We start from the raw sequence: 14676 nt of genomic DNA, 5'->3' as shown, positions 1-14676 counted from the left end.
GGAAAGACACCATGGCACAAGACAATGCACAAGGCAATGAAACGGCGATCCTGGCCGGCGGCTGCTTCTGGGGCGTGCAAGACTTGCTGCGCCGTTATCCGGGCGTGATCGCCACGCGCGTGGGCTACAGCGGCGGCGACGTGGCCAACGCCACCTACCGCAACCATGGCACGCATGCGGAAGCGATCGAAATCATTTTCGACCCGGACACCATCAGCTACCGCAAGATCCTGGAATTTTTCTTCCAGATCCACGATCCCAGCACGGAAAACCGCCAGGGCAACGACCGCGGCACGAGCTACCGTTCAGCCATCTATTACACGAACGACGAGCAAAAACGGGTAGCCGAAGACACTATCCGCGACGTCGACGCTTCCGGCCTGTGGCCCGGCAAGGTGGTGACGGAAGTGGCGCCGGCCGGCCCGTTCTGGGAAGCGGAGCCGGAGCACCAGGATTATCTGCAGCGCTTGCCACACGGCTACACCTGCCATTACATCCGGCCGGACTGGGTCTTGCCGCAGCGCGGGCAGTAAGGGCGCAGATATGCGTTACTGGCGCGTCGAACGGCGGCAGGCGGAAGGGCAGCTGGACTTCGGGCGTACCCTGGAGTTGATGGCGGCCATCGGCCATGCCGACGTGAATGCCGTCGCCGGGGCGATCCTGAAGACGGTCAGCACGGTCGCGCCGATTGCCCAGTGCACGATCTTTGCCTATGAATTCGGCAACCGGCCACGCACTGTCGCCGTGGCCGACCGGCGCGGTGGACGTTTCCTGCAGGATATTGCCGACAGCTACGCGCGCCATTACTACGCGCTCGACGGCAACCAGCGCGTGATCGCGCCGGCGCCGGGGCGGAAAATCGATCCCGCCATCGTGCTGCACCAGCAGGCCAGCGACGAGATCGACCATCCCGGCTACCGCGCCGCCTGCTACCAAAAACCGAATGTCTCGGATCGCTTATCCCTGCTGGTGCAGCCGGCCGGCGATATCTGGCTATCCGTCAATTTCTACCGCGACAGCAGCCAGGGCCAGTTCCAGGCCGGCGAAGTGGCCGGCATCGAAACCCTGTCGCCGCTGTTTGCCCATGCCGTCAAGCATCACTACAGCCTGAACGGCCAGGCCGCGCAGGGCGTCGCGCCCATGATGCTGGCAAGGCTGCGCCAGCATTGTCCCGCCTTGAGCAAGCGTGAACTGGATGTGCTGCGCTGTGTGCTCGAAGGCCTCACGGCCGTGGAAATCGCCGAGATCATGGGTGTGCAGCCGTCCAGCGTGACGACTTACCAGAAGCGCGCGTATAAACGCCTGGGCATTTCCAGCCAGCGCCAGTTGTTCGCCCTGTGCATGGCGCCAGCGCCTGTCTAGTTCCTTGGACGTAGCAATGGCTCCGCCTTTCTGACTGTTTTGGCCGCAAAATGTCCCCAAAATGGGGACAGCCGGCGTCGTTGCCGTCTGCATACTGTGTTTCAAGCCGGGATCACCCGGCCGCTCTCACCCAATAAAAACAGCAAGGGGAGGGCGACACCTTATGGAGACAAGCATGACCATCGCCAAAGCGGCCACCCCCGCCACTGCGCCCGTTCCCGACGTGGCCGCCGTCCAACTGGAACAGCAGGTGATGCGCAAGGTATCGCGCCATCTGCTGGGATTTCTGTTCCTGCTGTTCGTGTTTTCCTTCCTGGACCGCATCAACATCGGCTTTGCCGGCCTGACCATGATGCAAGACCTGGGCTTGAGCGGCACCCAGTTCGGCTTTGCCACCACCCTGTTTTACATCGCCTACATCGCTTGCAGCATCCCCAGCAATATCGTGCTGGCGCGCATCGGCGCGCGTAAATGGATAGGCAGCATGATGATCGCCTGGGGCCTGGCCTCGACGGCGACCCTGTTCGCCGGCGGTCCGGCCAGCCTCTACGCGCTGCGCTTTTTGGTGGGCGTGACGGAGGCGGGCTTCCTGCCCGGCATGCTGCTGTACCTGACGTACTGGTTTCCCAGCGCCTACCGGGCGCGGGCCAATGCTCTGTTCATGATCGCCATGCCGGTCACGGCCGCCATCGGCTCGGCCTTGTCCGGCCTGATCCTGGGGCTCGATGGGCACTGGGGCTTGAAGGGCTGGCAATGGCTGTTCTTGCTCGAAGGCATGCCATCCGTGTTCCTGGGGCTGGCCGTGTATGGTTACCTCGACGACTCGCCCAACAAGGCGAACTGGCTGAGCAAGCTGGAACAGCAGGTGCTGGCGCGCATGCTGGCGGCCGAGCACAAGCCCGTGGCGCCGCGGCAGAACACCTCGGTGATGGCGGAAATGCTGTCGCCCACGGTATTGAAATTCGGCGTCGCCTACTTTTGCCTGGTGAATACTTTGGCGATGGTGGCCGTGTGGACGCCGCTGATCGTGAAAAGTTTTAGCGGCAACGCCAGCAACACGCAGATCGGCTTGCTGGCCGCCATCCCGCAAGTGTGCACCGTCATCGGCATGATCCTGTGGGGCCGGCGCTCGGACCGCCTGCAGGAGCGCCGCTGGCACATCGTCTGGCCCATGCTGCTGTCGGCCGGTGGCTGGCTGCTGACCGCGTATTCGGGCAATCCCATCGTGCAGCTGCTGGGCGTATGCATGGCATCGACGGGCGCGTACACGGCCATGTCCGTCTTCTGGACGACGCCGGACCGGGCCCTGAGCCTGGGCGCGCGGGCCATCGGCATCGCCGTCATCAATGCGACGGGCAATATCGGCTCGGCCCTGAATCCCGTTGTCGTGGGCTGGCTGAAGGATTTCACGCACAGCTTTGCCACGGGCTTGCTGTACGCCAGCGTGCTGCTGGTGGCCGGCGCGGCCATCGTGCTGACCTTGCCCATCGCCCGTGGCGGCAACAAAGAACAACTTTGAAGAGGACACCATCATGAGCGATACGTTCCACCCTTATCCCCATGTGCCGAAAGTGTATCCGCCCGGCAAGCCGGCGGGCGCATCGACGCAGCACGTCCCGGTGCTGATCGTCGGCGGCGGCCCCGTGGGACTGGCCACGGCCCTGGGCCTGGCCCGCCACGGCGTGCGCTCGGTGATGATCGAAGCGGACGATGGCGTGTGCACGGGCAGCCGCGCCATCTGCATCTCGCGGCGCAGCCTGGAAATCATCGAACGCCTGGGCGCGCTGGACGGTTTCCTGGCCAAGGGCTTGCCTTGGGCGGGCGGACGCAGTTTTTACCGCGCCGAGCAAGTGCTGCACTTCAGCATGCCGCAGGACGCGAACCAGAAGCTGCCGCCGATGGTCAACCTGGCGCAATACCATATCGAGCAATTCCTGCTCGACGCGGCCGAACGCCAGCCGGAGCTGATCGATATCCGCTGGCAGACGAAAGTCACGCGCGTGGACCAGCGCGCCGATGGCGCTACCGTTACCGTGGCCACGCCCGATGAAACGTATCTGATCGAGACGGACTGGCTGGTGGCGGCCGATGGCGGGCGCAGCGTCGTGCGCGAGGCGTTGGGCTTGAAATTGCAGGGCACCAGCTATGAAGGACGCTATGTGATCGTCGATATCCACCTGAAGAGTGACCGCCCGACGGAGCGCCTCGCGTATTTCGATCCGCCATCGAATCCAGGCTCGACCGTGCTGGTGCACAAGCAGCCCGACGATATCTGGCGCATCGACTATCAATTGCGCGACGACGAGGATGCGCAGGCGGCCGTGCTGCTGGAAAACGTGGCGCCCCGCGTGGACAGCCTGCTGGCCATGATGGGGGAGACACAGCCTTGGCATCCCGTATGGATCACCATTTATAAAGCCAACGCGCTGACCCTGGAAAGATACCGGCACGGTCCCGTGCTGTTCGCTGGCGATGCGGCCCACCTGGTGCCCATCTTCGGCGTGCGCGGGGCGAACTCGGGCATCGATGATGCGGACAACCTGGCCTGGAAGCTCGCGTACGTGGTCAAGGGCCAGGCGCCGCAGGCCTTGCTCGACAGCTATTCGGACGAGCGCGTGTTCGCCGCCCATGAAAACCTGCGCCACGGCACGAAAAGCACGGAATTCATGGCGCCGCCCACGTTCGCCTTCGATCTCATGCGCACGGCCGTGCTGGGCCTGGCGGGCAAGCACGCGCACGTGCGCTCCTTGATCAACCCGCGCCAGACGAGCGCCATCGCGTATGCGCAGTCGGCCTTGAACGTGCTTGATTCGGATGTGTTTGCCGGCGGCCCGGCGCCGGGCGCCGTCTTGCCCGAGTGTCCGCTGGCGCTGCCGCACAACGGCGGGCAGAAAGCGCGGTATATTACCGATCTGGTGAACCGCACTGATGGCCATTTCACGGGGCTGTATTTCAGCGACGATGGCTGCGTGCCTGCGGAACTGCTGGCGCTGGGCGATAGCTTGCCGCTGACGACCGTGGCGATCGCCCGCAGCGGCGCGCAAGGGGGCGCCTGGGACCACACGGCGCAGGTATGCTCGCTGTTCGACGCGCAGCCAGGCACGTTTTATCTCGTGCGACCTGATGGGCACGTGCTGGGGCGCTGGCGCGAGGTGAGGGTGGGGCAGGTGCTTGAAGCGCTGGCAAAAGCCGGGGTCAGACCCGGCGGGTCTGACCCCAGTACTCTGCGCAGCGGGTCATTAAAAGTTATTAAGGAGGCAGCATGACCGACATCGAACTGGACAATCTTTACACCGAGCTGTGCCACACCATGGGCGGCCTGGGCGAACAGCGTTCGCCCTTGTTCCTGGCCCGCTTCGCCTTGCTGGCCATGGGCGCCATCGGTAAGGCCGACGTGGTCCAAGGCTTGCTGCGCGACGCGGCCGATGGCCTGGCGGAGCGCGCATGATAGGCGCCGGCTACCAGAGCGGCTTCGGCAACGAATTTGCCACGGAAGCCATCGCCGGCGCCTTGCCGCAAGGGCAGAATTCTCCGCAGCGGGCGCCGCTGGGCCTGTACGCGGAGCAATTGTCGGGCACGGCCTTCACGGCGCCGCGCGCGCAGAACCGGCGCTCGTGGCTGTACCGCATCCGTCCCGCCAGCCAGCATCCGCCTTTTACCTTGTTGGCCAACACGCGCATCGTCAGCGATTTCCACGCCATGCCGCCCACGCCGCCGAACCAGCTGCGCTGGGATCCGCTGCCGTTGCCCGACAGCGCGACGCCAACGGACTTCATCGACGGCTGGCAAACGATGGCCGGCAATGGCAGCGCGGAAGCGATGAGCGGCTGCGCCATCCACGTGTATGCAGCCAACCGTTCCATGCAGCGTTTCTTTTACTCGGCCGATGGCGAATTGCTGGTCGTACCGCAGGAAGGCCGGCTGGCGATCGCCACGGAACTGGGCTTGATCGAGCTGGAACCGCAGGAAATCGCCGTGATTCCCCGCGGCGTGCGTTTCCGCGTGACTCTGCCGGACGGCAAGGCGCGCGGCTATGTGTGCGAAAACTTCGGCACGGCCTTCCGCCTGCCCGACATGGGGCCCATCGGCTCGAACGGCCTGGCCAATAGCCGCGACTTCCTCACGCCGCACGCGGCCTACGAAGACATCGATGGCGAATGCGAACTGGTGGCCAAGTTCGGCGGCCATCTGTGGCGCACGACCCTCGACCATTCGCCGCTGGACGTGGTGGCCTGGCATGGCAATTACGCGCCCTACAAATACGATTTGCGCCGCTTTAATGTCATCGGCTCGATCAGCTACGACCATCCGGACCCGTCGATCTTCCTCGTGCTGCAGGCACCGAGCGAAAATCCGCAGTTCGGCGCCATCGACTTCGCCATCTTCCCGCCGCGCTGGCTGGCCGCCGAACACACGTTCCGCCCGCCCTGGTTCCACCGCAACGTGGCCAGCGAATTCATGGGCTTGATCCACGGCGTCTACGACGCCAAGGCGGCCGGCTTCGTGCCGGGCGGGGCCAGCCTGCACAACTGCATGTCGGGCCATGGCCCCGATGCGCAGACGTTCGAAAAGGCGTCGCACAGCGACACGTCCGCGCCCGTGAAGGTGGCCGACACCATGGCCTTCATGTTCGAGACGCGCACCATCCTCAAGCCGACGCCATTCGCCTTGAACGGCGAGCTGCTGCAAAACGACTATTTCGAGTGCTGGCAAGGTTTGCGCAAGCATTTCGATCCCGACCAGGCATAGTCAAACGGCGGTCAAGCGGCCCGCGCCAGCGTGTGCGGGTTGCCGGGCAGGCCGCATTGCCTGCTTCCTTGCCGCAGCAAGGTTCGGGCCCACGCCCCGCATATGCAAAATCCGGATAAGCTAGCGCGGCACCATTCGTTCACGCCTGCGGATGGCGCGCGGTATAGTCGGCTCATGGAACTCTTAGCCCACAATTTCAGCAGCGATTTCGCGCGCAGCGCCCACCTTGCCCGTGGCGCCGGCGATGACGGCGACAGCGAGGCGCTGGTCGCCTTCCGCGATCCGCAGCAAATGAGCTTGCTGGTGCGCGCCACGGCCTTTGTCTTTGCCGATCCCCGTTCGCGCCAGCTGCACGAACTGATCGAACGTATCGCCCCCAGCGAGGCGACGGTGCTGATCACGGGCGAAACGGGGACGGGAAAAGAACTGATCGCGCGCCACGTGCACGGCTTGAGCGGGCGCGCCGAACAGACCTTCGTGGCGATCAACTGCGGCGCGTTTTCCGAAACCCTCGTCGAGAGCGAGCTGTTTGGCTATGAAAAAGGCGCGTTTACGGGCGCGCAGCAGGGCAAGCCTGGCTGGTTCGAGACGGCCAGCGGCGGCACCCTGTTCCTTGATGAAATCGGCGACCTCCCGCTGGCGATGCAGGTCAAGCTGCTGCGCGTGCTGCAGGAGCGCGAAGTGGTGCGCCTGGGCGCGCGCCGTGCCATCCCCATCGACGTGCGCCTGATCGCGGCCACCAACGTGGACCTGGCCGAAGCCGTGCGGGCCGGGCGCTTCCGCGAAGACCTGTATTACCGGCTGCAGGTGATCGGCCTGCCGCTGCGCCCCTTGCGCGAGCGTCCGGGCGACATCATGCCGCTGACGCGCCACTTCATGGCCATCTATGCGCAGCGATTGCACCTGGGCGAGGTGGAACTGGGCCCCGATGCGCAGCAGGCCTTGCTCGCTTATCCATGGCCGGGCAATATCCGCGAACTGGAAAATGTCATTCACCGCGCGCTGCTCGTCTGCCGCAGCGGCGTCGTGCGGGACGAGGACTTGAGTTTGTCGGGCTGGCACCGCGCGCCTGCCGCCGCACCTGTCTCTGCGCCTGTTCCAGATGCGTGGGCCGGCGGCGCCGATATCGCGTATGCGGCCCATGGCGCGGCCGGCCAGGACGACTTGTTGGCCGCCGAGCGTTTTGCCCGCGCCTGGCAAGCCTTGCTCGAATCGGGCGAAGCCGTGGAATTCGAAGCCATGCAGCAGGAACTGGTGCGCGCCGCGTGGGAGCGCAACGAGCGCAACCAGGTACGCACGGCCAGGCACTTGAACCTGAGCCGTAACATCTTGCGCACCTTCTTGAAAAAGGCGGGCGCCATCGACTAGGCGCTCGATGCACTTCCCGGAGCCGGAGCCGGACCCGCAGCGATGCGGCTCCGGCTTTTTTCATGGCTGCTGCGCGCGCAACACATTGCTGCCGTGGCTGCAGCCGGTTGCTGCGCAAGCAGCAGCTTCGGGCGCCGATGGGTGTCCAGCGCATGGCATGTTTTCTGCGAGGAGGGAAGGGCGGGCCGTTGCGCGCAAGTAGGCAATGCGCGCAGCGGCATTTTCTTCGACCCACGACAGGAGTCCATGCATGACCATCGAATTCATCTGGCAATTGCCCACCAGCGGCGACGGCCGCTACGCGGCGCCCGGCATCACGCGCCGGGGCGAGCGAAACGCTGGCGCGCCCAGTCCCTTGCAGGCGGGCGTGAGCGACCCGCGCGGCGCGCGCCCGCCCTTCAATTATTTCGACTACCTGCACCAGATCGCCCGCGCGGCCGATCTTTCCGGCTTTGACGGCATCCAGGTACGCCACGATACGCAGGGCGATGAAAGCTGGATCGTCGCAGGGTATCTGGCGCGCAGCACGCGTCACCTGAAACTGATCGCCGAATTCGACGCGGCCTGGGGTTCGGCCGTGTATGCGGCAAAGAACGCCGTCAGCTTCCAGCGCTTTACGGGCGGGCGCTTCGCCTGGCAGATCGGTCACGGCGGCGATGCGGCAGCGCGCCGGCGCCAGGGCGATGCCGTGCCGGACGCCGATATTCTGCCCCGCATCGATGAATTCATCACGGTGGCGCGCGGCGTGCAGAGTACTTCGCCGTTCAGTTTCAAGGGCAAGTTCTTCGAGGTGCAGGACGGCGGCTTCAAGGGGCCGCTGGCGAACCATCCCATTAACAGCATCTATCTGACGGGGGACAGCCCGGAGGCGCTGGCCCTGTCGGCGCGCCAGGCCGACGTGCACGTGTTCGACGCGGTGCCCGTGACGGACTTGCAGCCGGCCATCGCCAGCCTGCGAGCGCAGGCGCGCCAGCAGGGCCGCACGGTGGCCGCAGGCGTGCGCATCGACGTGCTGGCCCGTGAAACGTTCGAGGAAGCGTTGCGCGACGCGCGCGGCTACCGCAGCGGGGCGGGATTGTCCGACGATAGTGCGTTTGATGGCGGCACGGCCGCCTTCTGGCCCGGCTTTGCGCAAGCGCAGACGGGCGCCCGCGGCGCCCTGGTCGGCAGCTATGCACAGGTCAGCGCCGCGCTCGAGGCCTACGCGCAGGCGGGTATCTCCAGCTTCGTGCTGGCCGCCATCCCCCATTTCGAGGAAGCCTACCGCATCGGCGAACACGTGCTGCCGCTTGTGCGGGCGGCTTTGTACACGCAACGGCAAGCGGCCTGAATCCCCTAATTTGAAGGAGTACCACTACATGGCAATCGATTTTTTCTGGCGCATCCCCACGCATGGCGAACCGAGTTCGCACCGCGCCCGCACGCCGTTTCGCGGCGACTGGTTTCCCGGCAATGACAACCTGCGCCAGGCCGGCCTCGGCGGCGGCGGCGCCGACGGTTTTACGTATATCGACTATTTGGCCGAGATCGCCCGCGCGGCCGAGCTGTCGGGCTTCCAGGGCGGTTTGATTCCGTCTTTCCCCATGACGGATGAACCGTGGGCCATTTCCGCGCTGCTGGCGCGCGAGACGAGCACCTTCCGCTTCATGATCCCGTTCCAGCCCGGTTTCCTGAACCCCGTGGTGGCCGCGCGCATGACGGCCAGCCTGCAGCGGGCCACGGGCGGCCGCGCCCTGTACAACGTGATCACGGGCGGCGGCGGTCCGGCACAGCTGTGGTGGGGCGATGCGGCCGGCCACGACGACCGCTACACGCGCACAACGGAATTTCTCGACGTGGTGCGCGGCGTGTGGCGCGGCGGGCCATTTTCCTACCAGGGTAAGTTCTACCAGGTGGAAGACGCGGGCCTGGCCACGCCGCTGTCGGAGCAGGACTTCCCCGAGATTTATTTTTCCGGCTCGTCCGACGCGGCCCTCGGTTCCGCTTCGAAGCATGCCGATTACTACCTGACGTGGCTGGAACCGTTCGAGCAGCTGCGCGAGAAATTCGCCCGCGTGCATGAAAAGACGGCGCTACTGGGACGCAAGATCAAATGCGCCGTGCGCGTCGACATCGTCGCCCGCGCCACGGAAGAAGAAGCGTGGGATGAAGTGCGCAAGGGCTTTGACGCCGTGGACCCCGCGACCTTGCGCCAGTTCCTCGGCGCCGATGGCGGCGATTCCGTGGGCGCGGCGCGCCAGCGGGGCAACCGTCCGACCACCCTGAACAGCTACAAGGATTTGATCACGGCGCCGAACATCTGGTCCGGTTTCAACTTGCTGCGCGGCGGGCAGACGCAGGGCATCGTCGGCAGCTACCAGCAAGTGGCCGAACGCCTCGACGAACTGGTGCAACTGGGCGCCGACGCCTTCATCCTGGCCAGCACGCCGCACCTGGAAGAAGCGTACCGGGTAGGCGAGGAAGTGCTGCCGCTCGTGCGCGGACACACGTCCGCGCTCTTGCGCGCCGCCTGATCCTTTCCCTGTTGGCGCGACAGCAGCACCACCGCCCGCTGTCGCGCAGGCAGCACGCGGCGGTTCCGCTGCTGCCAAATCAACAGCACTATCATGATGATGGACTTCCTTTTAAATCAATTACTTAAGAACGATTTTGTTGCGCTGCGGCAGCGGGCATGCGCCTTGCAATACAGGTCATCACCATCTCGCGTTTTGACTTTACTCAAGGATAATCACCCATGCGCCGTTCGACCGCCCCCGCCGCCGTTTCTTCTTTCCCCTTCCATTTGACGCCGGTGCGCCGCGCGCTGCGCTCGGCCTTCGCCATCGGCGGCCTGATGCTCGCTTCCAGCATGGTCCATGCCGAAGCGCCTGGCGCCGACGTCATTGCCGCCGTCGACGCGAACGGCGGGGGCGAGGGCGCCTCCCTGCAATCGGTGACGGTGACGGCGCAAAAGCGCGAGGAATCGGCGCAGAAGGTGCCGAGCGCGATCACGGTCCTCGGTGGCAAGGAACTGCTCGATACGGGCATCGGCCGCTCGGCCAGCGAAATCCTCAATTACGTGCCGAACGCTTCGGCCGGCACGCAGCAGCATGGCCGCCCCCGCTGGTGGATACGCGGCGTCGGCGCGGGCCAGCAGCAGGTGGATTTCCCGAATCCCGTCGGCTTCTACCTCGACGACGTCTACATCAGCAATTCCAGCGCCACGGGCTTTCCCCTGTTCGACCTGGACCGGGTGGAAGTGCTGCGCGGCCCGCAAGGTACCTTGTGGGGCAAGAACACGACGGGCGGCGCCATCAACGTCATTTCGCGCAAACCCTCGTTCAAGTCCAGCGGCTACGCCAAGCTCGACTACGGCAGCTACGACACCAAGCTGGCCGAAGGCGCCATTGGCGGCGCGCTCGTCGACGAGGTGCTGGCGGGGCGCTTGTCCTTCCACACGGAGCGGCAGGACAAGGGCCGCTTCCGCAACCAGTTTACGGGCGAGCGCGATGGAAAACTCAAGGACAGCGCCATCCGCGGCCAGCTCAAGGCCCTGATCGGGCGCGACCTGACGGCCAATTTGAACCTGCATTACCGCGACTACACGACCAAGGGCGCCACGACGACGGTGGCCAGCTATGGCGCCAACGGCGTGTACCGCAATGGCTACGTCCCCAGCACCAATCCCGATGACGTCAGCACGAATGCGCCGGCCGACAGCGACGTGAAACAGGGCGGCGCGCAGCTGAACCTGGAATACGCGCTGGGCGAGCTGACCCTGACGTCGATCACGGGCTATGAAAATTTCAGGAACGAAGCGACGGGCGACAGCGACAACACGCCGCTGGAAGTGGGCCGCAGCCGTTCAAAAGCCAGCAGCCGGCAAGTGTCGCAGGAGCTGCGCCTGACGTCGCCGCAAAACGGCGCCGTGAGCTGGGTGGCGGGCCTGTTCTACTTCAATGAAAAGATCGATTCCGATTCGGCCGGCGCGCGCCTGCCCAACGGCACCGTGCCGGCGCTGGCGGGCAGCACGCAGCCCGTCGGCTACAACCGCGCCATCTATCAGCACAAGGCGCGCAGCGCGGCCATTTTCGGCAGCACGACCGTCAACTTCAGCGAACAGTTCCTGTCCACCTTCGGCCTGCGCTGGACGACGGAAACCAAGGACCTCGACTTGCAGCGCGTGCAGGCCGCATCGAACACGGTGACGTTTGGCGACGCGGCCAGCTGGTGGAACACGGTCCGGGGCGGCAATTACGCGGCCGCCTCGGTGGCCAACAATAACTTCACGTCGAATCCATCGACCACGTGGAACGCGCTCACGTATGACGTGACGCCCGAATACCGCTTCAGCCGCACCTTGCGCGGCTATTTGAAATATGCGCATGGCATCAAGTCGGGCGGCTACAACACGAGCGCCACGGACGTGCGGGCGCTGAACACGGTCAAGCCCGAAACCCTGAACTCGTTCGAGGCGGGCATCAAGTCCGAGTGGCTGGACGGGCGTTTGAATTTCAACGCCAATGTTTTTCACTATGACTACAAGAACGTGCAGGTCAATATCACGGGCGTGTACAACGGCGACCCCACGCAAAGCGTCAATTACCTGCAGAACGTGCGCAAGGCCCATGTGAATGGCGCGGAATTCGAGATCGAGGCGCAGCCGACGGACAATCTGCACATCAACGCCAATGTCGGCCTGCTGCGCACGGAATTCGACGACTTCGCCATCCAGAACAATGGCGGCGACCGCTCCGGCAATGAATTCGTGCGCTCGCCCCACGTGACGGCCTTGCTGGCGGCCGATTACCGCTACCCGCTGGGCAATGGCGCGCAGCTGGTCTTCAGCGGCGACGTGCGCTACACATCGAAGCAGTACTACTATGTCGACCCGCAAAACGCCGCGCGCGACCTGCTGAACCAGGGCGGCTTCGCGCTGGCCAATGCCCGCCTGTCGTACGTGCTCCCGGGCGGCAGGCACCGGATCACGGCGTATGCGAACAACCTGGCAGACAAGGTCTACCGCAACCACACCCTGACCAGCTTCGTGCCCGGCGCCGTCAACGGCGACACCGTCATCATCGGCCAGGGCCGCACGGTGGGCGCGTCGTACACGATCCAGTTCTGACGGCGATTGATTGATGTAAAAATGGCCGGCGAACGCGCCGGCCTTGTTGTTTATGCCGCCACTTGCAGCAGCGCCTCCAGCCGCCGCTGCGCCTCCTCCAGCGGCCGCCGGTCGATCCAGCGCTCGATATCCACGTCGCGGTCAAGAAAACCATGCCGCAGCTGAAAATCCTTTTGCTGGCGGAACAACGCCACCTTGTCGTCGGACAGGTCGGGCGCCAGGGTCAGGTGAAAACCGTCCCGATAAGCCTCGGCCACGGCGTCGGCGCCGGCCCGCGTCTCGCCCTGCAGGATGGCCAGCACGTCGGCCTGGTGGCTGCGGGCCCAGTGCGCGGCGCGCAGTGTCTGCGTCAAAAAGCGCACGACCAGTTCGAAATGCTGCTCCAGCATGGTTTCATGCACGGTGATCGGGCGCGGCGTGCCGTTGTTCACGCGGAAGCGCCGGTCGGGCAGGGCGTCGATGTCGATCCCCACCTCCAGCCCCGCCGCGCGGGCCGCCTCGGCCGCCGCCGCGCCTTTCACGTAGACGGCATCGACTTCGCCGCGCAGCAGCGGCGCGATGCCTTGCCACAGGCCCGCGCCCAGATTGGCCGATGCCTGGGCGTCGGCGCCCACTTCCACCAGCTGCACATCGTCCAAGGTGAGGCCGGCCGACGCCAGCACGCCCTTGTAGCCGGCCAGGCTCATGCCGCGCGCGATGCTGCGCCCGCGCCGGTTCTCGCGCAAGTCTTCGGCGCGGAACGCGGGCAGCGCCAGGCGCTTGCCCTGCAGCTGCGCGGGCGTGGCGATGCCGGAACCGGGGCGCACGAGGATGGCTTGCCACTCATCGATCCACGTCAGGCCGATCAGGCGCGTGGGCGCCCCTTGCGCGCGGGCTGGCAGAGCCAGCAGGTTGCCGCCTTCGCGCACGAGCGTGGACAAGCCGTGGTCGTAATGGTGGCGCGCCAGTTCGCCGCCCACTTCCTGCAGGGTTTTCAGGGCGATGCCGTCGCGGGCGAATTCCTCGTCCAGCCAGCCCAGTTTATAGGCCAGGCCCGTCGCCGTGGGCACGGGGCAGCGGGTGAACCAGACGGTATCGACGGCGGAAGATGGTGCGGTAGTCATGGAATTCCTTGGTGGTGGTGGTGGTGCCTTGAGCCGTGCAGGAAACGTGCCCGCGCCGCTTGCTAATTTGCCGACAGCGCGTGCCGGCAACGCTGCTGCCCCGCCAGCAGCCGCTGTTGCGCAGGCAGCAGCGCTTCACCATTTTCGCGGCCCCGGCGCTGGCACGCGTCTTGCGAAGTAAAGGCATGACTGATTCGTACCTCAACCTCAAAGACTGGAGCATGACATGACGGACGTGGCACAAGCGGAAGCACAGCAAGTACAGGCACAGGATCTGACGGCGGCCGAACTGGCCTTCGTCGAGCAGGTGCGGCGCGACGCGCAGATCGCCTTCGACGGCTTGCGCGAGACGGGCAGCCTGACGGCCAACGGCACGGTGGGCTTTGTCGAGCGCACCCCTGGCGGCGACAAGGTCGTGGTGGTCAACGATCCGGGTCCGTTCCGCCGCGGCCAGCCGTTAAAGGCGGCCGTGCTGGCGCTGGACGGCACGGTGATCGTGGGTGACGCGAACAACGGCGGCGCGCGCTATTTAAAACTGTTCCGCGAACGGCCCGAGGTCACGTCGATCTCGCACGTGCATTCGCCGTCCCTGGGCGCGTGGGCGCAGACGCACCGCACCCTGCCGATCCGCTACGTGCCCGTGCAGCGCTTTCAGCTGATCCGCGAAATTCCCATCTATATCGACCGCCGCCAGCCGGAAGTCGATTTCATCCTCAGCGAAATCGCGCGCAATACGCACGCGACGGCCATCCTGGAAGCGAATGGCGGCGCCACCGTGTGGGGCAAGCAGGGCTTGCTGAAGCTGGCCGAATTCATCCTGCTGCTGGAAGAGGGCGCGCAGATCCAGATCGCGGCCGAAGCCATCGGCGGTTCGCGCGACTTCGGCCCCGGCGTGCTGCTGCAGCAATGGAAGATGAGCAAGCTGATCGACACGGCGCGCGCGCTGTCGCTCCTGCCTGCCACCGACCTGGTGTAACCCTTACTAGA

The 14676-nt window shown here is 65.3% G+C and carries 12 protein-coding genes; 11 read left to right on the top strand and 1 reads right to left on the bottom strand.

Translation table 11 applies throughout. From position 1 onward, the window contains the following. Positions 1-11: 11 nt before the first annotated feature. From msrA to IGS55_RS04235, 10 genes are all read left to right on the top strand, one after another. Entirely contained in the window at positions 12-533 is a 522-nt protein-coding gene (gene msrA, locus IGS55_RS04280; protein ID WP_230516145.1) for a peptide-methionine (S)-S-oxide reductase MsrA, read from the top strand. Between the two features lie 10 nt (positions 534-543). Next, a complete protein-coding gene (locus IGS55_RS04275; RefSeq protein ID WP_230516144.1) occupies positions 544-1362 on the top strand; it encodes a helix-turn-helix domain-containing protein in 819 nt (272 codons plus the stop codon). A gap of 175 nt (positions 1363-1537) precedes the next feature. Further along, the gene (locus IGS55_RS04270) at positions 1538-2881 is read left to right on the top strand and encodes an MFS transporter (RefSeq protein ID WP_230516143.1); all 1344 of its coding nucleotides are present in this window, start codon (positions 1538-1540) and stop codon (positions 2879-2881) included. Between the two features lie 13 nt (positions 2882-2894). Next, the gene (locus IGS55_RS04265) at positions 2895-4628 is read left to right on the top strand and encodes an FAD-dependent oxidoreductase (RefSeq protein ID WP_230516142.1); all 1734 of its coding nucleotides are present in this window, start codon (positions 2895-2897) and stop codon (positions 4626-4628) included. Then, positions 4625-4810, top strand: a complete 186-nt coding sequence (locus IGS55_RS04260; protein WP_034755818.1) for a DUF2783 domain-containing protein — start codon at positions 4625-4627, stop codon at positions 4808-4810. Before IGS55_RS04265 ends, IGS55_RS04260 begins: the two co-directional genes overlap by 4 nt. Beyond that, positions 4807-6111 (top strand): homogentisate 1,2-dioxygenase, encoded by a 1305-nt coding sequence (hmgA, locus tag IGS55_RS04255; protein WP_230516141.1) that lies wholly within the window; start codon positions 4807-4809, stop codon positions 6109-6111. Before IGS55_RS04260 ends, hmgA begins: the two co-directional genes overlap by 4 nt. Positions 6112-6285: 174 nt before the next feature. Beyond that, positions 6286-7479 carry a sigma-54 interaction domain-containing protein gene (locus IGS55_RS04250; protein WP_442908134.1) on the top strand — a complete coding sequence of 398 codons (1194 nt, stop codon included), beginning with the start codon at positions 6286-6288 and terminating at the stop codon, positions 7477-7479. 250 nt (positions 7480-7729) lie between these two features. Then, the gene (locus IGS55_RS04245) at positions 7730-8809 is read left to right on the top strand and encodes an LLM class flavin-dependent oxidoreductase (protein ID WP_230516140.1); all 1080 of its coding nucleotides are present in this window, start codon (positions 7730-7732) and stop codon (positions 8807-8809) included. A gap of 28 nt (positions 8810-8837) precedes the next feature. Further along, entirely contained in the window at positions 8838-9992 is a 1155-nt protein-coding gene (locus IGS55_RS04240) for an LLM class flavin-dependent oxidoreductase (protein ID WP_230516139.1), read from the top strand. Between the two features lie 221 nt (positions 9993-10213). Then, positions 10214-12586, top strand: coding sequence for a TonB-dependent receptor (locus tag IGS55_RS04235; protein ID WP_230516138.1), 2373 nt, complete (start codon positions 10214-10216; stop codon positions 12584-12586). Between the two features lie 50 nt (positions 12587-12636). Here the strand turns inward: IGS55_RS04235 and IGS55_RS04230 are convergent, their stop codons facing one another. Beyond that, complete coding sequence (locus tag IGS55_RS04230; protein ID WP_230516137.1) at positions 12637-13689, bottom strand: ABC transporter substrate-binding protein; 1053 nt, start codon at positions 13687-13689, stop codon at positions 12637-12639. Between the two features lie 226 nt (positions 13690-13915). Here IGS55_RS04230 and IGS55_RS04225 point away from each other — a divergent pair, with 226 nt between their 5' ends. Beyond that, positions 13916-14665 carry a class II aldolase/adducin family protein gene (locus IGS55_RS04225; protein ID WP_230516136.1) on the top strand — a complete coding sequence of 250 codons (750 nt, stop codon included), beginning with the start codon at positions 13916-13918 and terminating at the stop codon, positions 14663-14665. Positions 14666-14676 lie beyond the last annotated feature (11 nt).

Origin of the sequence: Janthinobacterium sp. EB271-G4-3-2 (assembly GCF_020858035.1) — a bacterium.
In the GTDB taxonomy this organism is placed as follows: domain Bacteria; phylum Pseudomonadota; class Gammaproteobacteria; order Burkholderiales; family Burkholderiaceae_D; genus Janthinobacterium; species Janthinobacterium aestuarii.
The sequence above is the reverse complement of the archived record's forward strand: the minus strand, read 5'-3'. Positions and strand labels throughout refer to the sequence as shown.

What these genes read in the sequence shown, in the direction of transcription:
- msrA (WP_230516145.1), top strand. Translation starts at nt 12, where the DNA reads ATGGCACAAGACAATGCACAAGGCAATGAAACGGCGATCCTGGCCGGC.
- IGS55_RS04275 (WP_230516144.1), top strand. Translation starts at nt 544, where the DNA reads ATGCGTTACTGGCGCGTCGAACGGCGGCAGGCGGAAGGGCAGCTGGAC.
- IGS55_RS04270 (WP_230516143.1), top strand. Translation starts at nt 1,538, where the DNA reads ATGACCATCGCCAAAGCGGCCACCCCCGCCACTGCGCCCGTTCCCGAC.
- IGS55_RS04265 (WP_230516142.1), top strand. Translation starts at nt 2,895, where the DNA reads ATGAGCGATACGTTCCACCCTTATCCCCATGTGCCGAAAGTGTATCCG.
- IGS55_RS04260 (WP_034755818.1), top strand. Translation starts at nt 4,625, where the DNA reads ATGACCGACATCGAACTGGACAATCTTTACACCGAGCTGTGCCACACC.
- hmgA (WP_230516141.1), top strand. Translation starts at nt 4,807, where the DNA reads ATGATAGGCGCCGGCTACCAGAGCGGCTTCGGCAACGAATTTGCCACG.
- IGS55_RS04250 (WP_442908134.1), top strand. Translation starts at nt 6,286, where the DNA reads ATGGAACTCTTAGCCCACAATTTCAGCAGCGATTTCGCGCGCAGCGCC.
- IGS55_RS04245 (WP_230516140.1), top strand. Translation starts at nt 7,730, where the DNA reads ATGACCATCGAATTCATCTGGCAATTGCCCACCAGCGGCGACGGCCGC.
- IGS55_RS04240 (WP_230516139.1), top strand. Translation starts at nt 8,838, where the DNA reads ATGGCAATCGATTTTTTCTGGCGCATCCCCACGCATGGCGAACCGAGT.
- IGS55_RS04235 (WP_230516138.1), top strand. Translation starts at nt 10,214, where the DNA reads ATGCGCCGTTCGACCGCCCCCGCCGCCGTTTCTTCTTTCCCCTTCCAT.
- IGS55_RS04230 (WP_230516137.1), bottom strand. Translation starts at nt 13,689, where the DNA reads ATGACTACCGCACCATCTTCCGCCGTCGATACCGTCTGGTTCACCCGC.
- IGS55_RS04225 (WP_230516136.1), top strand. Translation starts at nt 13,916, where the DNA reads ATGACGGACGTGGCACAAGCGGAAGCACAGCAAGTACAGGCACAGGAT.